A 19,789-nucleotide genomic window follows, 5' to 3' on the forward strand; every position below is an offset into this window, starting at 1 on the left:
GCGGAGAACGTGCGGCGATCCTCTACTCTCTGATCGTCACCTGCCGGCTTAACGGCGTTGACCCCGAGACGTGGTTGCGTTACGTCATCGGTCATATACAGGACTGGCCGGTGAACCGGGTCCGCGATCTGCTGCCATGGAAGGTCGAGCTTCCCTCTGCCTGAACGTCAATACGGTCTGAATGCGACGCTTACCCTCAAAACAGTTCATCCTGATCGTACTGGACAGTACCAATACCAGTGAAATTCAGCTGCTGGACGCCGATTTGCCGGATGCCCTCCCACAGGTCTTTCTGCCACGGCGACGCGGTCACGAGTACAGCCTCGACCACTATGACTTTACGTTTTTTATACGCTCAAACCGTGAAGGCAAAAACTTTGGCCTTTACCGCACGCGTTACCTCGACGAATCGCGTTGGGAAACCGTGATCCCCGCGCGTGACCATGTGGTGATGGAAGACTTTCAGCTCTTCCGTGACTGGCTGGTTGTCGAGGAACGCCAGCGCGGCCTTACCAGCCTGCGGCAAATGAACTGGCACACGGGCGAAACCAGCGGTATCGCATTTGACGATCCTACGTACGTAACCTGGCTGGCTTACAACCCCACGCCACGCACCAGTAAACTGCGCTATGGCTACTCCTCCATGACCACGCCTGCCACGCTGTTCGAACTGGATATGGACACGGGTGAACGCCGTATTTTAAAGCAGAGCAGCGTCAAAGACTTCAATCCGGATGAGTACAAAAGTGAACATCACTGGATTACCGTGACTGACGGCACCGAAGTGCCGGTCTCGCTGGTCTATAACCGCAAGTACTATCAGAAGGGACAGAACCCGATGCTGGTTTACGGTTATGGTGCCTATGGCAGCAGCATGGATGCGGACTTCAGCGTCAGCCGGCTGAGTTTGCTGGATCGCGGTTTTGTCTATGCACTTGTGCATGTGCGTGGCGGCGGTGAGCTGGGGCAACAGTGGTATGACGGCGGTCGTCTGCTCAACAAGATGAACAGTTTTACCGATTTTATTGACGTTACCCATGAACTGGTGGCAAGGGGTTTCGGGCACCCGGACCGGCTTTATGCCATGGGCGGCAGTGCGGGCGGACTGCTGATGGGGGCAGTCATCAATCTCGCACCGACGCTGTATCACGGTGTCGTTGCGCAGGTGCCGTTTGTCGATGTGTTAACCACCATGCTTGATGAATCAATTCCGCTGACCACGGGCGAGTATGACGAATAGAATGGGGCAACCCAAATGAGGCGAAGTATTACCACGCTATTCGTCAGTACAGCCCGTACGACAATATTGACGCCCGGCCCTGTCCTCATCTGCTGGTTACCACAGGCCTGCACGATTCACAGGTGCAGTACTGGGAACCGGCGAAATGGGTCGCAAAACTGCGTGAACATAAAACGGATGACACACTGCTCCTGCTCTGTACCGATATGGACTCGGGGCATGGGGGCAAGTCAGGGCGTTATAAAGCCTACGAAGGCGTCGCGCTGGAGCTGACCTTTATCATTGCACTGGCCCAGGGCAGTCTGCCCCCGCCTGACCTCAGGGAAGCTGACTGAGATATTTACGCAGCGCCTGTCGCAATGGCGGGCGCAAATCTTTAACGTTCTCAAGCATCCATTTCAGATAACCCGGATCTTTGCGGGCAATGACGGCCAGCACCTGGCCGCGATACTTACCAAACGGCAGTACATCATCGCGCTGGGCGGCAGGCTGAGAGCGCTGGCTCATTTCAGCGGCGCTCCAGCCAGACAGGTCCATAATGCGGATCAACAGGGCCGCCGTAACATAGCAGTCGTAAAGTGCGCGGTGAGCATGTAAATCTGCGGGCGGCGTCACTTCCAGCTTCAGACTGTGCCGCAGCGCCTGATTACCGTATTTGATCCCTGGCCACAGCTGGCGTGCCAGCGTCATGGTGCAGATCCAGTCGCCGGCCATCTCAGGCAACATCCGGCGGTCGAAGCTGGCATTGTGCGCGACATAATATGCACTGCCGTGGTAGCGCGTAATGGCATCTTCAATCGGCGGCTTACCCATCACCATCGCTTCAGTGATGCGATGAACGGCCATCGCCTGGCGGCTGATAGGGCGGTCGGGTGAAACCAAATCGCTCATAGGATTGACGATCTGGCCGTCAATCACATCCACGGATGCCACTTCGACAACGCCGCCTTGCAGCCCGCAGGTTTCTGTATCAATGACACGTAACATTATTTCTGTTTAGGCTCGTAGGGCAGACGGGACAGATTCAGAGAGGCCTGGCGATAGTGCATTAAGCGCTGACGAAACCAGTCGCGCAGGGCTTCGGGTTGTTCACTGGCCACCATTTCAGCCACCACAGGCATGTTATAGCGTTCTTTAAATGCAACGCCTGCCGCCGCCAGATCAACGTTGACTTTGTCTTTCTCTTCCTGCGACAGCAAGGCAAGGTTATGACTCATGATATTCTCCTGATATGCGTGCGCAAAAGTAATGTGTTCCTCCGCCATACGCAAGGTAAAGGATAGCATTGCTGGCCTCGACAGTTAAATTGCAGCGGCGTATTCGTGCGCCACGTTTATGGTCTTACCAGGCGTTAACAGAATGATGTTATGAAGAAAACATTACTTTCGCATGGCGCAATGATCGCGTTTGCGACCTCGACACTGGCTTTTAGTCCGTTCGCGCTGGCGCACGCGCATCTTACGTCCTCTGTCCCCGCCGCAAAAGCCGAAATATCGCCCGCGCCGCAGCAGATAACCCTGAATTTTACGGAAGATGTTGAGCCCGCGTTCAGCGGCGTTAAGGTGGTGGATGCTCAGCATAAAACGATTGCGGGCAAGATCAGCCGCGATAAAGCCCGGCATAACCAGTTACGGGTTAACTTCGCTCAGCCGCTGACTCAGGGCGCGTATCAGGTAAACTGGCATGTGCTGTCCGTGGACGGGCATAAAACAAACGGAAATTATACGTTCACCGTGAAGTAATCCTGTGACGACCCTGTGGGTGGTGCTGCGGGCACTGCATTTTACGGCGGTTATAGTACTGGTCGGCAGCCATTTCTGTACGACGCTGCTGGCGCCCGTTTCGTTACGGGCGGCGCTGATATCGCGCCTGTCACGCCTGATGACAGGCAGTGCAATCCTGGCACTCCTGACTGCGCTGTGTATGCTGGCCGCGCAGACGGCATTGATGAGTGGCGACTGGCACAACCTGGCCGTGCCGGACGTATGGATGGCGGTGCTGTCTACACACTGGGGCGCGGTGTGGCAATGGCAACTCCTCTTTTCGTTGTGCAGCGTAGCCGCTATCCTGATGTGTGACCCGCAGCGGCAGTGGATCGGGTGGCTGACCAGTCTGCTACAGTGTGGTTGTCTGGCGCTCATCGGCCATGCCGCGATGCGGGAGGGGCTGGCTGGCATCGCGCAACAAGGTAATCACGTTGTACATCTGATCGCCGCATCTTTTTGGACGGGTGGCCTGGTGCCGTTACTGGTGTTGATGCAGATGGCACGGAACATTGCCTTCCGAACCACCGCAATCCGCACGATGATGCGTTTTTCCCGCTACGGGCATCTGGCTGTGGCCCTGACGCTGGTCACCGGACTGGTAAACAGCCTGCTGATTGCAGGCTGGCCGGGTGACTGGTCGCTTAACCGTTATGTTGTACTGTTGCTCTGTAAAGTCGCGCTGGTGGGCCTTATGGTGATGATTGCGCTCTGGAACCGCTACCGATTAGTTCCGCGTTTTCATGTCGCTGGCCTGGGCGCACAGCAGCAGTTTATTCGCATGACTCAGCTGGAAATTGTGCTGGCATGCGGCGTAGTGGGGTTGGTGAGTGTGTTTGCTACGCTGTCGCCAACCTGAAATGACCGACATTCAAGAAAGGAACGTTATGTTGCTGAAAAAAGCGATCCCTGCATTGCTGTTATTCACACTGGCTGGCCAGGCGCTGGCGGCACAAATTATCACCGTCAGCCGCTTCGAAATTGGCAAAGAGAAGTGGCCCTTTAACCGTGAAGAGGTGATGTTAACCTGCGAGAAAGACGGCGCGCTGTTTGCGATTAACCCCAGCACGCTGATGCAGTATCCCCTCAACGACAAAGCGGATGCGCAGTTCAAGGCCGGTCAGGTTAAAGCGCAGCCGATCAGCGTGATTCAGGCCCCGGATAAAGCCCATCCGGGTCAGATGATGAGTCTGCAGCCCATCGTCGATCGTGCTCAGGCGCTGTGCGCGAAATAACACGCGATACGGCAGGGTTGTCGGCAAAATTGTTTAGCCGATCACAAACCTGTCGGTTTTTTGCACAGCGCCGCTGCGCTGGCTGGAAAATCTCCTGTCTTGGCCTACGCTTTACAGGCAAGGCGAAAGCCTGAACGAATGCCAACTTTTAGCGCACGGCTCCTTGAGAGCCCTTTCCCTGGACCGAATACCTGGAATAGTGTTCGGTCTTTTTTTATACCCGACGCGTCTTAATATCCATCCCGGTCGCCAATAAGCCGGAACGCACCAGGCACTGTCATCTTCCCGCCCTTGATCTCCCCCTGTAATCCCGCCACATTAGCGCTTCGCATTCTGATTTTCGTTACGGAGAGAAGCATGTCGTCTGAACAGCAAATCGCCTTACTGAAACGCATTGATGACCGCTACCGGATGCTGACCGGCAACGGGTTATACTGTCCTGAGCACGTAGCCGATCGTTACCGCTGGCTCCACGAGGATGCGCCGTACAGTATTCTCGCGCATAACCGTGAAGCCGATCCGGTTTTTGTCTATGCCAACCGCTGTGCGCTGGATTGTTTTCACTACAGCCTGGCGGAGATGCTGCAACTGCCCTCACGGCTCAGCGCCGGGCCTGCCGACAGGGCGGAGCGGCAGGGTTTGCTGGACAGCGTGAGGCGCAATGGCATCGCCACAGGTTATAGTGGCCCGCGCGTCAATAAACAGGGTGAGACCTTCACCATCTACGAGGGTGAAGTCTGGCAGTCAGAAGAACACGAAGCGGACTGGGGGCAGGCCGCCTTGTTCTGGCCTCGTCCCCGTCAGTCGAGAAAGTAAAATAACGTCGTGCCACGTCATACCTTACCTGCGATGACGTGGCGCAATGGCGTGCGTTACACGCGGAAAGCTTCTACCATGCCGCGCAGCGCATGGGCCTGCTCGGACAGGGATTGTGAAGCCGAAGACGATTCTTCAACCAGTGCCGCGTTATTCTGCGTTACGCTGTCCATCTGACTCACCGCGACGCTGACCTGTGAAATGCCCTGCATCTGTTCGGCGGAGGCAAGGGAAATTTCATCCATCGCACTCGCGAGGTCGCCCACCATGCTGACAATTTTCAGGATGCTTTCACCCGTACCGTTGGCCACTTTGACACCGCTTCCCACTTGCTCCACCGCCTGCTCAATCAGGGATTTTATTTCTTTTGCGGCAGTGGCGCTGCGCTGGGCCAGCGTGCGGACTTCGCCTGCCACGACCGCAAAGCCGCGTCCCTGTTCACCCGCCCGCGCGGCTTCAACGGCGGCATTCAGCGCAAGAATATTGGTCTGAAAAGCAATGCCTTCTATCACGCCGGTGATGTCGCGAATTTTGGCGGCGCTCAGGGAAATATCGTTCATGGTTTCTGACATCCGGTGGACATCACTCTCACCGCTGCGCGCCAGCTCTGCCGTTTCACGCGCCGTTAAGGCCGTAGTTTGAGCACCGGCGGTATTACTTTTTACCGTCGCAGTTAACTGCTCCATGCTGGCCGCCGTTTCCTGCAAGGCAGCAGCCTGCTGTTCAGTACGCGAGGAGAGTTCGGTATTTCCCTGGGCGATTTCCTCTGCCGCCAGGGCAACATTGCCCGACGTTTGTTTAATTTCTGAGACCAGCCCGCGCAGCTTCGCCTGCATGCCATCCAGGGACGCAAGCAGGCTGGTGGTGTCATGGCGACGCAGCGAAACGCTGGATGTCAGGTCACCTGCCGCAATTGCAGCGGCCAGCGCCTGCGCCTGGGCGGGCTCACCGCCCAGTTGACGCATCAGCACACGCGTAATCACATAGCCGGTTGCTACCGAGAGCAGGACAGAAAGCACGGCTAACAGCACCAGCGTTACCGACGCCCGGCTGGTGGACTGGCTGTTAACTTCGACGGCGTTACGGCTGCTATACATCAGAATATCGGTGGCTTTATTAAGCGCATCCAGCATATTGCGCTGCAGTGGACGCAGGGTCGTCATGAGATAGCGCGTCGCTTCTGTTTGCTCATTTTTTAGTCCCAGTTGCCCAGCCGTCACGAAGGACGCCATCATCGGTGCTTCAAGTTCCCTGATATGATTCAGGGCAGCCTGTTCTTCCGCTGTAGACTGATTCTGCATCATGGTTTCAAGCGTCTCGCGGTTTTGAATGAACAATGCTTTCTGCGTATTAAGGCGCTGTAACTCTGGCTGCATTTCTTTGTCGTCGGTGAGCAGGGCCAGGTTTCGCACGGCTATCGCCAGATCGCGCAGTCCGCCACACATATCCAGAATAAGTTGGTATTTTCTCATTTTGCTGTTCACGACATCGTCCATGCCTGTTTTGGCATGATGCAGGGAGGTCAGAGAAACGGCAGTACAGAGGATCAAAAGGAGAATGAGCAGGCCGAAACCCTTCGCAAGCCGTGTAGAGATTTTCATAATAAGATTCCTGATAAGGAGCGGTTTCGTTCTCTATCGGCATCAGAAGCATAAATAATTAATGGAAAATGCAAAATTTACATAAATATCGTTAATATTTTATTTTGCACCATTGAAAATGATCTTAATCAATAAATGGTCAGATAAAAGGATTTCATTGCGAAGGAGGGGGTAAATGATGAAAAAACAAAGAATTTCTTTATGTATTACATCGGGAAAGCATGTGTTTTTGAGGTGATAGATAAATATAAATGGTGATTCCTCCCTAACTCTGATGCGCCGCACAGCCTGGGCCGAATCCGGACCCGAAAAACGTTAAGCTCAGCACGTTTTTGCGATGCGTAAGGGGGACGCGCTTGTCTTTTTGCTGAAGCATGAGGGGCGATTATCCCGAGCCCGCACAGGGCCGCGACCGTCATGCGTTTCCCTGGATCACTGAAAATATGTGAGGCAGGTAACAATATTGACGAAAATTTTAAGTTTATCAGACACTCCCTTACCCTGATTTCTTCACCATAGCGACTCCATTCACAGCATGGGATAGCACAATGCGGAAATCATTAGCAGTGGCCTGGATGTTTTTGATTGTCTCGTTTGGTTCTGCCGCACAAAGCCTGGTACACAGCAGGCACGATCCGACGCATCTCGTCGGACTGAAAACGTACAGTAGCCTTGCCGATACGCCGGAATCACCGGATGAGCATGTGAGGGAAAAGCAGCATGATGTAGGCAATGCATTATGATGTGAGGATAAAAATGGCTCGCCCCGGCGAGCCATATTGGTATTACAGGGCAGGTTTGGGAGACAGCACTTTTTTGCCCAGTCTGATGCCCGGTTTCTCAACATACTGGTACAGCAAAGAGGCCAGGCCATACGTCAGCGGCAGAGATACGGCACAGACAATCAGGAAACGCGTGACATCACTCTGGTAAGCAATATCCGTTTGTTTCAGCAACAGCGCGATAGCCGGAATCACAATCAGCAGATGCAGCAAATACACGGAAAAAGAGACATCGCCCAGCCATGTACTCAGGCGGTTGTTTAACACCTTACGTGGAAGCTGAATGAGCCGAGCCATCAGACTGTTTTCCTGATACTGCCACAGCACCGCCGCCATGCCGATAATCATCAAGGCTTCCATCACCACCTGAAGTTTGATCGCGCCTAACCCGATAAACACACTGACCACCGGGCCAGCAAGGGCAAAGACCACATAGAGCAGGGACCTGCGCCGTACGGCCTCCGCCAGCAGCATGCCCGAAATAAACATATTGAGTTTAATCAGAATCATGGACGGCCTTTCAAAGGCTTCGTAATAGTCAGGCAGCAGATAACGGCCGGCACAGCTCAGCGCCATGATGCACAGCAATGCCGGGGCATAACCGAAGCGCATAACCGCCAGCATGATAAAGGGAAACAGCAGATAAAACTGCATTTCCAGCCCGATACTCCAGTCGGGCAGCGTGGTGTTAAAGCCATAGGCGGGCAGGACGCCAAACAGAAAAGAGAAATGCGTCACGACATTCATGAGTGACTGATCGGCATAGCGTGAGGCATCGGTCGCTGTGCCCGAATAAACATGTGCGATCGTGTCGCGCATCTCGCCAAACCAAGGGCCAGAGATGAGCGCGACCGCCAGCAGCAGATAGTAAAGCGGGGCGATGCGAAAAAAACGCCGTAGCCAGAATTTCTTGATGGTTTCCGGACTTTGCCACGGCTCTTTTTCCTGACGTTCGACATAGTTTTTTGCCATCAGGTAGCCCGAAAGCAGGATAAACAGATCCACGCCAATCCCCGGAGAAGAGAGTAAAGTGATATGGCAATGGATAAGCAAGCTTATGTGTCCCAGCAGTACCCAAAGAGAAGCAATCCCCCGTAACCCTTCCAGTTCCGTGGACCATCCTCGCGTTGCAGACATGGTAAAACCTCGTTAATCAATTATTTATACTGGATCCAAAGGCATCACTAAGCCCTAACAGTCGGATCAAGTCCACCTGCAATGATAAAAGTAAGAGGATTCTGACATTATGATGAATAATCGATCTGCGTGATAATACACACACCTTTGAGTGGCTCAGAAGTGACTGTCGATGACAAAGGTCAACCCCTTTCTCTGACGGGCCTGCCACTGCGGATAAGAGGGACGTATTTTCATAAACAGCAGGGCAGGACGGCATTGCAGACGTACGGGTAAAGGGCGGAAAGGGGACGTCTGCGTCCCCTGTTCTCAGGCCAGTTTCAGCATAACCATGCCCAGCAACAGCAGAGCCAGGCCCGCCCAGCCTTTGCGGTTCAGGCGCTGACCAAAGAGAATGCCGCCTGCAGCAACGGTGGCGACGAGACCAAACCCGCCCCAGAGCGCGTAAGCCACGGAAAGATTGATACCTTTCACGGCCTGCGACAGCGCACTGAATGCCAGCAGCACACAGCCCAACGACGCGATGCCGGGCAGGGGCTTTTTAAAACCGTTGCTGTACTTGAGCATGATATTGGCGGCAATTTCCAGCAGGACAGCCAGTGCCAGCCAGGCAAAATGAATCAGATCAGGCAGGGTCATGATCGGCCTCCTTCTTGCTGCCGGTTTTCATCAGCAGAATGCCGACAATCAAGGTGACCAGACCGCAGATTTTCAGCGGCGATACGGTTTCATCAAACAGATGCACGCTAAACAGCGTGATCAGCATAATGCCGATACCTTCCCAGAGGGCATAAGCGACCCCCAGTGCGATACGTTTGATGGCAAAACTCAGGAAGATATACGAACAGGCAATCATGCCCAGCATAATCAGATAGCCGCTCTGGCTTTGATTCAGGCTGGACCATTTCATGGTCAGGGTACCCATGATTTCCGCAACAATAGCGAGTGCTAATAATCCCCATGCGCGCATGGTTTTTCTCCACAACTAGCGTCGTAATTAACCCACCGTGATGCCACGGCAGAAAGGAATAAACGAGTGGAAAGGGGACTAAAGCGCGCTGCGCCAGTGCTGATCGAGGGCGTTAACGCTGAGTAATGCGAGGAACGAAAGGGCAGTAAAACGGGGAATGAACATCCTGCTCATAATTTCACAATGCATCCACGTTATTGCTTCTCTTCAGTGGACGGGTAAAGCCTCCGGTAATGAACACCCACACTTTATACCACTAAGGGCGTTAAAAGCACAGCGCGATATTGTAAGTTGAATTGACATAAATCAGAGCAATCATGCTTATTATTCTGATTAATGCAGGTGATAAGTGCAGAAAAAAGAAATAAGCCGGACAGTTGTCCGGCTTAAGGTCAGGGAGGCGATCAGGTTGACCGCTCAGGTGCCTTACGCACTGGTGCATCGCCTGCAACATAGTAGTCTGCGGTACTGCGCGGCAGCGGTTGACGACCACGGATGCAGTCGGCGATTTTTTCACCGATCATGATGGTGGTCGCATTCAGGTTGCCCGTAATAATTAAGGGCATTATGGATGCATCGACCACGCGCAAACCTTCCAGTCCATGTACGCGGCCTTCGCCATCAACCACCGTCATCTCGTCGTTACCCATCTTACAGGTTCCGCAAGGATGGTAAGCCGTTTCGCCATGGTTACGCACGAATTCATCCAGCTCCTCGTCCGTCTGGCATTCAATGCCCGGGCTGATCTCACGGCCACGGTATTTATCCAGCGCGGGCTGATTGATGATTTCACGTGTGATACGAATCGCATCACGGAACTCATGCCAGTCCTGTTCATGCGACATATAGTTGAACAGAATTGCGGGATGGCGGCGCGGATCGCGGGACTTCAGGCGCACATGTCCGCGGCTGGGTGAACGCATTGAACCTACGTGACACTGAAAACCGTGCGCATCGACCGCATTCGAGCCGTTGTAGTTAATCGCTACCGGCAGGAAGTGGTACTGAATATTCGGCCAGGTAAACTCTTCACGGCTGCGAATAAAGCCACCTGCTTCGAACTGGTTACTGGCACCCACGCCCGTGCCGTTAAACAGCCACTCTGCGCCGATCTTCGGCTGATTCCACCACTTCAGTGCGGGATACAGAGAGACAGGCTCCTTGCATTCATACTGCAGGTACATTTCAAGGTGATCCTGCAGGTTCCCACCTACGCCCGGCAGGTCATGGACGACCGGGATGTCAAACTGCTGTAACAGTTCGGACGATCCCACACCCGAGCGCTGTAAGATTTGTGGCGAAGCAATGGCACCCGCACACAGCAGCACTTCGCGTCGCGCATGAACGGTGTGCAGCGTATTACTGTCACCGATCATATATTCCACGCCAATTGCACGCTTGCCTTCAAACAAAATACGGTCAGTGGTGGCATGGGTTACGATTTTCAGGTTCGGACGGCGTTTCGCCTGGTCAAGATAACCGCGCGCGGTGCTGGAACGTCGACCTTCTGGCGTGACGAAGCGGTCCATCGGCCCAAAGCCTTCCTGCTGATAACCATTCAGGTCATCTGTGCGCGGGTAGCCGGCCTGAACGCCTGCCTGAATCATTGCTTCAAACAGCACGTTGTTGCCTTTCTTCGGCGTGGTCACGCTGACCGGACCATCGCCGCCGTGGTAGTCATTGGCACCGGTATCGCGCGTTTCTGACTTGCGATAGTAGGGCAGACAGTCCAGATAGCTCCAGTTTTCCAGGCCGGGCATGCTTGCCCAGTTGTCCAGATCCATCGCGTTACCCCGGATATAACACATGCCGTTGATCAGCGAAGAACCGCCCAGGCCTTTACCCCGACCACACTCCATGCGGCGGTTGTTCATATACGGCTCAGGCTCAGTTTCATACGCCCAGTTATACCGTTTTCCCTGTAAAGGGTACGCCAGGGCCGCGGGCATCTGCGTCCGAAAATCGAAACGATAATCAGGCCCACCCGCTTCCAGCAGCAGAACATTCACGCTACTGTCTTCAGTCAGTCGGGTGGCCAACACATTCCCTGCGGATCCGGCTCCAATGATAATGTAATCAAATTCCATTCGTCGCTCCTCAGGTAAGGGGATTAAAAGACAGACTGAAAGCGCGTCAGCTCAACCTGAACCGACTTCACCTGGGTGTAATTCTGCAGCGTCATCAAGCCGTTTTCACGACCGACGCCAGAATGCTTGTAACCGCCGACGGGCATTTCAGCGGCAGATTCACCCCAGGTGTTAATCCAGCAGATGCCCGCTTCAATCTGATGAATGACGCGGTGCGCACGATTCAGATCCCGGGTCACCAGACCCGCGGCCAGACCATATTCGGTATCGTTAGCGCGACGTATCACTTCCTCTTCCGAGGTGTAACTCAGGATCGACATCACCGGCCCGAAAATTTCCTCACGGACAATTTTCATGTCGTCGCGGCAGTCGCTGAATACGGTTGGTGCCACCCACGCGCCCTGATCAAACCCGTCACCGGTTAAGCGTTTACCGCCACACAGCAGACGGGCACCTTCTGCAATACCGGACTCAATAAAGCGCATCACGTTGTCACGGTGGCTGAAGCTGACCAGCGGACCAAAGTTTGTCTCGGGATCGCGCAGATCGCCCGCTTTGATACGGGCAACACGTTCTACGATTTTGGCTTCGAACGCAGACTGCAATGCGGCCGGGACAAAAACGCGGGTACCGTTGGTACATACCTGGCCGGAACTGTAGAAGTTAGCCATCATGGCGATGTCGGCGGCCAGATCGAGATCGGCGTCATCAAAGATGATCAGCGGGGATTTGCCGCCCAGCTCCATGGTGACGTCCTTCAGGGTCGATCCTGCCGCATTTGCCATGACTTTTTTGCCGCTGACGACACCGCCGGTAAATGACACTTTATCGATACCCGGATGCTCGGTAAGCAGTTGACCGGTAACCGCGCCGGTACCGGGCAGCACGTTGAAAACGCCGTCCGGCACACCGGCTTCGGTGTAAATCTCAGCCAGTTTCAGGGCCGTCAGCGGTGTGACCTCGCTGGGTTTGAAAATCATGGCATTGCCTGCGGCGAGGGCCGGGGCAGATTTCCACAGGGCAATCTGAATCGGGTAATTCCACGCGCCAATACCGGCGACCACGCCTAAGGGTTCACGGCGGGTATACACAAACGCGGTATCACGCAGAGGAATTTGCTGGCCTTCCAGCGCAGGGATCAGCCCAGCGTAATACTCCAGCACATCGGCACCGGTAACGATGTCGACGCTGGCGGTTTCACTGAACGGCTTACCGGTATCAAGCATTTCCAGTTCAGCCAGCTCATCATTGCGCTCGCGCAGAATATCTACGGCCCGACGCAGAATGCGTGAGCGTTCCATGGCGGTCATGGCTGCCCAGATTTTTTGCCCTTTTCTGGCCGCCGCCACAGCGCGATCGACATCCTCGCGCCCGGCAATCTGGACATCAGCCAGTACTTCGCCGTTGACCGGATTAATCGTCTGGAAGGTTTCTCCAGACGTCGCGGCAACATAAGTACCATTGATGTAGAGGTGTTGTTCGGTGAATCGGGACATAATTTCTCCTGGTTCCGTTACGCGTGTTCGCCTGCTAACTGCTGGCGAATAAATTGAGTGGTCAGTGTCCGTGCTGTCGTCGGGTCAAAGGGCTTGCCGCTTAATGCTGCGCGTAGCCACAGGCCATCAATCATGGCGGCCAGCCCGTGAGCGGCAAGCCTGGCCCTGTCCCTGGGCAACTGGCGGCGAAACTCCACGGCCAGCGATGAAAAAAGACGGCGATGACTGACCCGTTCCAGACGTTGAAGCTGAGGCTGGTGCATACTGCTTGACCAAAAGTCCAGCCAGGCTTTCATCACTGCGCGTTCGACCTGACTTTCGTCGAAGTTTCCCTCAACGATTGCGCGCAGTCGTTCTTCGGCGGGGGCGTTGGCTAACGGCTGCAGGCGACGGGCAACTGCCTCACGTAGTTGCCGGGTGACGTCGCGCATCGTGGCTTCCAGCAATCCGTTCTTGTCCTTGAAATAGTGGCTGATGATGCCAGTTGACACGCCCGCGCGTCGGGCAATCTGAGCAATGGTGGCATCATTAATACCTACGTCATTTATCGTTGCCAGCGTCGCATCGATCAGCTGTCGACGTCGTATTGGCTGCATCCCTACCTTTGGCATTGCGTTCGCTCCCACCCAAAATCAGTCCCCTATTTAATCTTTTTTTGATTGTATGTTCAATATAAATAGAAACCTTGTTAGGATGCTGTGTCTTAAAAGTTGAGTAAGTGAAGCGGTAAGTGTGGCAGATTCGTTAGTTTTGACCAGAATGTAACGGCAGGAAACGAAGCGTAAAAAACACTTACCCCTCGGGACACCGGATGTTTTTACCGGTTTGAACTCTTGCAAAATTGATAAGCCAACAACCAGAGGTAAACGATGATGAGTCCACCAGCGAGTGAAAAAGACAGAATCAACCCCGTGGTGTTCTACACCTCCGCAGGATTGATTCTGACCTTTTCACTCATCACTATTTTATTCAGCAGCGAAGCCGCCAACTGGATACTGAGGGCGGTAAACTGGGTGTCCGAAGCGTTTGGCTGGTATTACATGTTGGCCGCCACGCTTTATATCGTGTTCGTTGTGTATATCGCCTGTTCCCGTTTTGGCTCCATCAAACTCGGGCCTGAGCAGTCGAAACCGGAATTCAGCATACTGAGCTGGTCGGCAATGCTGTTTGCTGCCGGTATCGGGATAGACCTGATGTTTTTTTCGGTGGCGGAACCGGTTTCGCAGTATATGCAGCCGCCGGAAGGGGCAGGGCAAACGCTTGAAGCGGCCCGTCAGGCGATGGTCTGGACTCTGTTCCACTATGGCTTAACCGGCTGGTCAATGTACGCCCTGATGGGGATTGCCCTTGGCTATTTCAGCTACCGCTACAATCTGCCCTTAACCATCCGTTCCGCCCTGTATCCCATTTTTGGTAAACGCATTAACGGTCCCATCGGCCACAGCGTAGACATTGCCGCGGTAATTGGGACGATCTTTGGTATCGCTACCACGCTGGGAATTGGTGTGGTGCAGTTAAACTATGGGCTGAAGGTCCTGTTCGATATTCCGGAAGGATTAACGGCGCAGACGGCATTGATTATTCTGTCGGTGATCATTGCCACCATTTCCGTGACGTCGGGCGTTGACAAAGGCATTCGTATTTTATCGGAACTGAATGTGGCGCTGGCTCTCGGCCTGATTCTGTTCGTCCTGTTCGCTGGCAATACCGGCTTCCTGCTTAACGCACTGGTGGGCTTTGTTGAATAAATGGATTTTATGCTGTGGTACTATGAAAACGGTTGTTTCAGATAACATAAAATCAATGCATTACATGCTTGCGTATGACGGTGTTCTGTCTGGCATCAGCGTTTTCTACCAAAACAGTGCAGACAAAACAGAATGATTACCTATTATTCAACAAAGCCGCACTGGTGCTCAACGTAGGGGATTACATCAATCGCTTTATGGGCATGACGCTGAATACGTTTGCCTTTGACCGGCCAACAGAGTGGATGAACAGCTGGACCCTGTTTTTCTGGGCCTGGTGGGTGGCCTGGTCGCCGTTCGTGGGCCTGTTTCTGGCACGTATCTCCCGTGGCCGTACCATTCGTGAGTTTGTGCTCGGTACGCTGGTGATTCCTTTTACCTTTACGCTGCTGTGGCTGTCGGTCTTCGGTAACGCGGCCCTGTATGAAATCCTTCATGGCGATGCGGGTTTTGCACAGGAAGTGATGGGCCATGCGGAACGCGGTTTCTACAGTCTTTTGGCGCAATACCCGGCCTTCAAGCTGAGTGCTTCCGTCGCGACCATTACCGGTATGTTGTTCTATGTGACCTCGGCGGATTCCGGTTCGCTGGTGCTGGGTAATTTCACCTCCAAACTGAAAGACATCAACAGTGATGCGCCGAACTGGCTGCGTATATTCTGGTCGGTCTCCATCGGCGTCCTGACGCTGAGTATGTTGATGACCAACGGCATTACGGCGCTGCAAAATACCACGGTCATCATGGGGCTGCCGTTCAGTTTCGTCATCTTCTTCGTGATGGCAGGGCTGTATAAATCGCTCAAGGTGGAAGATTATCGCCGCGTGAGTGCGACGCGGGATACGGCGCCTTATCTGGCACATGCTACTGACCGTCTGACCTGGAAAAAACGGCTGTCGCGCCTGATGAACTATCCTGGCTCGCGCTACACCCTGAAAATGATGGATGACACGATCTTTCCCGCCATGGAGGACGTGGCAAAAGAGCTGGAGCTGCGTGGCGCGCGCGTCACGCTGGACCGCGTGGCCGCCGACGGGGAGCATCCCCTGGGTTATCTGGACCTGCGCGTACAGCTGGGCGAGGAGCAGGATTTCCTCTATCAGGTCTGGCCACAGCAGTATTCCATTCCGGGCTTTACCTACCGCGCGCGCAGCGGGAAATCTACCTATTACCGGCTGGAGACGTTCCTGCTGGAGGGCAGTCAGGGTAATGACCTGATGGATTACAGCAAAGAGCAGGTGATCATCGATATACTCGATCAGTATGAGCGCCACTTGAACTTTATTCATCTGCATCGAGAGGCACCGGGCAGCAACATTACGTTCCCCAGCGCCTGATCCCACAGCCCGTTAGCCGCCAGGTTAACGGGTTTTTTATGGCTGACGGAAAACCCGGCCGCGTAAACATGGTCCACAGCCAGTCAGGTTTTGCCGGAGGCCTACGATACATCCGGGGACAGGGAAATGTGTCATCACTGCCGTCCACGTGACAACGGGAGTTTACTGTCGGAATTGTCCCGACCTAAAGCGGGGCAAATTCAACTATCTTTAAACTTTACAGGACACCAATGACTGTTGTGGACAGGGAGTCGTATGCGAAAAATTCTCAGAACATTTCTGCCGCTTTACACCACCACGTTGTTGATGCTGTTGGGCTCAGGGTTACTCACTACCTACGTGTCACTGCGTCTGGCCCATGATCAGGTTAATGGTGCGCTGATTGGGGCCATCATTGCGGCAAACTATATTGGCCTGGTGATCGGTGGCAAGGTGGGTCACAACCTGATTGCGCGCGTCGGTCATATTCGTGCCTATGTAGCCTGTGCCGGCATTATCACGGCGTCAGTGATCGGACACGGGCTGACAGATTTTATCCCCCTCTGGGTTTTCCTGCGCCTGATCATCGGGCTGTGCATGATGTGCCAGTACATGGTGCTGGAAAGCTGGCTTAACGACCAGGCGGAATCGTCACAGCGTGGGCTAATCTTTGGCTTCTATATGGTGGCGACCTACCTTGGCTTAAGTAGCGGTCAGGTGGTGCTGACCTTACAAAGTGACTTTGGTCTTCAGACGTTGTTAATCGTGGCGCTCTGTTTTGCCCTCTGTCTGGTGCCGATTGCGCTGACGACGCGCACGCATGTTCGCGCGATGTCACCTGCGCCGATGGAACTGGGCTACTTTCTTCGCACCATCCCTAAATTGCTCAGCACCACCTTATTAACCGGTATGGTCGTCGGCGCCTTTTATGGCCTGGCGCCGGTGTATGCCAGCAGCAAGGGATTCAGCGATGCGCAGACCGGTATTTTTATGAGCCTGACGATCTTTGCCGGGCTGGTATCGCAGTTTCCTTTAAGCTGGCTGTCCGACCGTTACGATCGTCAGCGGCTGCTGTTTTATATTGCGGCGCTGCTGGCGCTGGCCTGTTTGCCGCTGGTGTTGCTGCCCAGGCTGTCATTTCACTGGGTGCTCGGCATCGCCTTTCTTGCCAGCATGGTGCAGTTTGCCCTCTATCCTTTGCAGGTGGCGCTGGCAAACGATCAGGTGGCGGCGGAGCAGCGCGTTTCACTGACGGCCTGTCTGCTGATGGCGTTTGGTATCGGAGCCAGTATCGGCCCGTTGCTGGTGGGCTCGCTGATGCAGCCTTTCGGCAGTAACATACTTTATCTGTTCTTCACGGTGTGCACCCTGTTGATTGCTGTGCTGAGCTATGTGAAGAAAGCGCCGCTTCCGTTACCGACTACCGAGGTACCTTTGCCCCACGTGGTGTTACCGGACAGCCTGGCTACCTCGCCTTTAGGCGCGGCGCTTAACCCGGTGCTGGAAGACGAGGCGATTCAGGCGGCGATGGTCACCAGTGATGAAGAGGGCGCAGAGGACGAGGGTGAGAATGAGGACGAAGGCGACGTGATCCAGGCGCGCGACGATGAAAGCCGCAGCAGGGCCACGTCGGGTTCCACATCTCCTGACGGATAAGCGTTACGGGTGATGAAAATCCTCGACACGCTGCATGGGTTTTGCCACGCTGAAAGCCGTTACCGCAAGGGGGAATGTCATGCTAGAACTGCGCCCAAACTGTGAACGTTGTGATATCGATCTGCCTGCGGCATCGCGTGATGCGCGCATCTGTTCGTTCGAATGTACCTTCTGCGCGACCTGCGCTGAGCAGCATCTGCAGGGGAATTGTCCCAACTGCGGGGGAGAATTAGTGCGACGTCCCATCCGACCCGCCGCCAAATTGCTGACCCATCCGGCGAAAGCGCGCACCGCCTGAGTTATCGCCGGGCATCGCGCCAGAATGCGCCGGCGCGATGCCTGCCGCTTGTGCAGGTCCGTCCGCGCTGAGCCACATTTCTGGCGCTGATATCAGCAAAACAGCGCTGCATGCGTGACAGTGTCACTTGCAGGATGTGACGGCTTAACGGAACAGCCGACCGTCGCGCACCAGTTCGCGCGGATAGCTGTTTTTAATCCGGCTACCAACCCGTTTTGCCAGCCCCAGCGGCTGAGCCTGATAGGTCACAATCATCTCATCAATGGTGGGCGGGTTTTCAGGGTAGATATCGCGACCGCGAAACCACGCTTCCGCTTCCGCCTCATTCAGTTCCACTGTCTGCGCTGGACGCGGTGACGCCAGCGCGACAACGGCCTCATGTTGCCAGCGATAACCCTTCGCAAAGGTTTCAGCCAGTTTCAGGCCAATCCGCGAGAAACGGACCTGTCCTAACAGCGGAACGATGTCGGCGGGAAACAGCCAAATTTCTTTATCGCGTTGCCACAGTTGCAGGCGTTCATCCCACTGAAGCGCCACCTTCGCGGCCGCCTGAACAATATCGTTTTCCAGTTTGCGGTTTACGGGGGTAAACGGGAGCTTGCCGACTTTGTATGTCGGCGCAGGCAGCCGCTCAACAGAGGCGGTTTTGCGTAACCGCGCGACAAAGAAGCCTTCACTGTCAAACAGCTGAGGAAAGACGTGCAGGTAACCTTCGGGCGTGGCTGCCTGTTCTGCGCCTGGAAACAGCGTCGTCAGCGGCGCAACCTCGACGGCTGCGGGGTAGCGCGCCAGCAGCCAGGCCACAACCTGTTGGTTTTCGATCGGATTGAGTGTGCAGGTGGAGTACACCAGCGTACCGCCAGGCTTCAGGGCATGAAACGCGCTGTCAATCAGATCGCGTTGGGTCTGGGCGATATCGTGGGTGCTGGCAAGCGACCAGTTTTTCAGCGCATCCGCATCTTTACGTATCACGCCTTCGCCAGAGCAGGGCGCATCCAGCAGGATCGCATCGAACTGTTCCGGCAGTGCAGGCCCAAAGACGCGGGCGTCAAAGTGAGTCAGCGCGGTATTGGTCACGCCACAGCGGGTAATGTTCGCGTGCAGCACTTTTACCCGGCTGGAAGAGAACTCATTAGCAAGGACAATTCCCTGGTTGTGCATCCGGGCGGCAATCTGTGTTGTTTTCGAGCCGGGGGCGGCCGCCATATCCATGAAATGCTGCGCATCGGGACAGGCATCAAACAGCGCCGTCACCGGCAGCATCGAGCTGGCTTCCTGAATATAAAACAGGCCACTCAGATGCTCTGCCACGCTACCCAACGGTAAACTTTCATCCTCCCGGCTGATCCAGAAGCCGTCTTCACACCACGGAACCGGCGTAAGCTGCCAGCCGTAGTGAGCCGTTTGGGCCAGAAACGCGCTGACGCTGATTTTTAACGTATTGACTCGCAGGCTGCGGCGTAACGGCTGCTGGCTGATGTCGATAAACTGCTGCAGGCTGGCCTCATCGGGCAGGCTCTGGCGCATAAGGTCAAGGAAATCGGCAGGAAAACGTGAAGCGGCGTCGGACACGGATAAGTTCTCTTTGAGGCAAAGGCGGGAGTGTAACACGCGGAAAGAAAACGGGCAGCCTGGCTGCCCGTTTTG

General features: G+C 54.7%; 18 protein-coding genes and 3 pseudogenes. 11 read left to right on the forward strand and 10 right to left on the reverse strand.

The window, feature by feature from the left end; all coding sequences use genetic code 11:
- Together F7Q90_RS18415 and F7Q90_RS18420 are read left to right on the forward strand one after the other, a co-directional pair.
- A partial coding sequence (locus F7Q90_RS18415) for a transposase domain-containing protein (RefSeq protein WP_151161046.1) occupies window positions 1-164 on the forward strand: 164 nt, incomplete at its 5' end.
- Window positions 165-193: 29 nt separating this feature from the next.
- Window positions 194-1,575, forward strand: a pseudogene (locus F7Q90_RS18420) (S9 family peptidase); the annotation flags it as partial.
- Here the strand turns inward: F7Q90_RS18420 and exoX are convergent.
- Both exoX and F7Q90_RS18430 read right to left on the reverse strand, forming a co-directional pair.
- Entirely contained in the window at window positions 1,559-2,227 is a 669-nt protein-coding gene (gene exoX, locus F7Q90_RS18425; protein WP_006120289.1) for an exodeoxyribonuclease X, read from the reverse strand. The pseudogene F7Q90_RS18420 and the gene exoX overlap by 17 nt on opposite strands.
- Entirely contained in the window at window positions 2,227-2,457 is a 231-nt protein-coding gene (locus F7Q90_RS18430) for a DNA polymerase III subunit theta (RefSeq protein ID WP_006120290.1), read from the reverse strand. The genes exoX and F7Q90_RS18430 overlap by 1 nt, the downstream gene beginning before the upstream one ends.
- 150 nt (window positions 2,458-2,607) lie before the next feature.
- Here F7Q90_RS18430 and copC point away from each other — a divergent pair, with 150 nt between their 5' ends.
- The 4 genes from copC (at window position 2,608) to F7Q90_RS18450 (ending at window position 5,054) form a co-directional block, all read left to right on the forward strand.
- Window positions 2,608-2,982, forward strand: coding sequence for a copper homeostasis periplasmic binding protein CopC (gene copC / locus F7Q90_RS18435; RefSeq protein WP_006120291.1), 375 nt, complete (start codon window positions 2,608-2,610; stop codon window positions 2,980-2,982).
- A gap of 4 nt (window positions 2,983-2,986) precedes the next feature.
- A complete protein-coding gene (gene copD / locus F7Q90_RS18440; protein ID WP_006120292.1) occupies window positions 2,987-3,862 on the forward strand; it encodes a copper homeostasis membrane protein CopD in 876 nt (291 codons plus the stop codon).
- A gap of 28 nt (window positions 3,863-3,890) precedes the next feature.
- On the forward strand, window positions 3,891-4,238 hold the full coding sequence (locus tag F7Q90_RS18445) for a YebY family protein (RefSeq protein WP_006120293.1): 348 nt from the start codon (window positions 3,891-3,893) through the stop codon (window positions 4,236-4,238).
- A gap of 357 nt (window positions 4,239-4,595) precedes the next feature.
- Window positions 4,596-5,054 (forward strand): MEKHLA domain-containing protein, encoded by a 459-nt coding sequence (locus F7Q90_RS18450; RefSeq protein WP_006120294.1) that lies wholly within the window; start codon window positions 4,596-4,598, stop codon window positions 5,052-5,054.
- A 56-nt stretch (window positions 5,055-5,110) separates the two neighbouring features.
- Here the strand turns inward: F7Q90_RS18450 and F7Q90_RS18455 are convergent, their stop codons facing one another.
- Window positions 5,111-6,655 carry a methyl-accepting chemotaxis protein gene (locus tag F7Q90_RS18455; protein ID WP_006120295.1) on the reverse strand — a complete coding sequence of 515 codons (1,545 nt, stop codon included), beginning with the start codon at window positions 6,653-6,655 and terminating at the stop codon, window positions 5,111-5,113.
- Between the two features lie 548 nt (window positions 6,656-7,203).
- On the opposite strand from F7Q90_RS18455, the gene F7Q90_RS18460 reads away from it, so the two are divergent.
- A complete protein-coding gene (locus F7Q90_RS18460; RefSeq protein WP_006120296.1) occupies window positions 7,204-7,398 on the forward strand; it encodes a hypothetical protein in 195 nt (64 codons plus the stop codon).
- Between the two features lie 42 nt (window positions 7,399-7,440).
- Here the strand turns inward: F7Q90_RS18460 and F7Q90_RS18465 are convergent, their stop codons facing one another.
- The 6 genes from F7Q90_RS18465 to betI all read right to left on the reverse strand — a co-directional run bounded on the left by F7Q90_RS18465 (window position 7,441) and on the right by betI (window position 13,738).
- Window positions 7,441-8,574, reverse strand: a complete 1,134-nt coding sequence (locus F7Q90_RS18465) for an acyltransferase family protein (protein ID WP_006120297.1) — start codon at window positions 8,572-8,574, stop codon at window positions 7,441-7,443.
- A gap of 309 nt (window positions 8,575-8,883) precedes the next feature.
- Entirely contained in the window at window positions 8,884-9,213 is a 330-nt protein-coding gene (mdtI, locus tag F7Q90_RS18470; protein ID WP_006120298.1) for a multidrug/spermidine efflux SMR transporter subunit MdtI, read from the reverse strand.
- The gene (gene mdtJ, locus F7Q90_RS18475; protein WP_006120299.1) at window positions 9,200-9,544 is read right to left on the reverse strand and encodes a multidrug/spermidine efflux SMR transporter subunit MdtJ; all 345 of its coding nucleotides are present in this window, start codon (window positions 9,542-9,544) and stop codon (window positions 9,200-9,202) included. The genes mdtI and mdtJ overlap by 14 nt, the downstream gene beginning before the upstream one ends.
- A 404-nt stretch (window positions 9,545-9,948) precedes the next feature.
- A complete protein-coding gene (gene betA / locus F7Q90_RS18480; protein ID WP_006120300.1) occupies window positions 9,949-11,631 on the reverse strand; it encodes a choline dehydrogenase in 1,683 nt (560 codons plus the stop codon).
- Window positions 11,632-11,654: 23 nt separating this feature from the next.
- Window positions 11,655-13,127 carry a betaine-aldehyde dehydrogenase gene (gene betB, locus F7Q90_RS18485; protein WP_006120301.1) on the reverse strand — a complete coding sequence of 491 codons (1,473 nt, stop codon included), beginning with the start codon at window positions 13,125-13,127 and terminating at the stop codon, window positions 11,655-11,657.
- 17 nt (window positions 13,128-13,144) lie between these two features.
- Window positions 13,145-13,738, reverse strand: coding sequence for a transcriptional regulator BetI (betI, locus tag F7Q90_RS18490; RefSeq protein ID WP_006120302.1), 594 nt, complete (start codon window positions 13,736-13,738; stop codon window positions 13,145-13,147).
- Window positions 13,739-13,996: 258 nt separating this feature from the next.
- Here betI and F7Q90_RS18495 point away from each other — a divergent pair.
- The 4 genes and pseudogenes from F7Q90_RS18495 to F7Q90_RS18510 all read left to right on the forward strand — a co-directional run.
- Window positions 13,997-14,849 (forward strand): annotated as a pseudogene (locus tag F7Q90_RS18495) (BCCT family transporter); the annotation flags it as partial.
- Window positions 14,850-15,033: 184 nt separating this feature from the next.
- Window positions 15,034-16,209: pseudogene (gene betT / locus F7Q90_RS18500) on the forward strand (choline BCCT transporter BetT); the annotation flags it as partial.
- Window positions 16,210-16,464: 255 nt separating this feature from the next.
- Complete coding sequence (locus F7Q90_RS18505; protein WP_006120303.1) at window positions 16,465-17,844, forward strand: MFS transporter; 1,380 nt, start codon at window positions 16,465-16,467, stop codon at window positions 17,842-17,844.
- A 79-nt stretch (window positions 17,845-17,923) separates the two neighbouring features.
- Complete coding sequence (locus F7Q90_RS18510; RefSeq protein ID WP_006120304.1) at window positions 17,924-18,142, forward strand: DUF1272 domain-containing protein; 219 nt, start codon at window positions 17,924-17,926, stop codon at window positions 18,140-18,142.
- Window positions 18,143-18,286: 144 nt separating this feature from the next.
- On the opposite strand, the gene rsmF is transcribed toward F7Q90_RS18510, so the two are convergent.
- A complete protein-coding gene (gene rsmF, locus F7Q90_RS18515) occupies window positions 18,287-19,714 on the reverse strand; it encodes a 16S rRNA (cytosine(1407)-C(5))-methyltransferase RsmF (protein WP_006120305.1) in 1,428 nt (475 codons plus the stop codon).
- Window positions 19,715-19,789 lie beyond the last annotated feature (75 nt).

Source organism: Pantoea stewartii subsp. stewartii (assembly GCF_008801695.1).
Taxonomy (GTDB): Bacteria; Pseudomonadota; Gammaproteobacteria; order Enterobacterales; family Enterobacteriaceae; genus Pantoea; species Pantoea stewartii.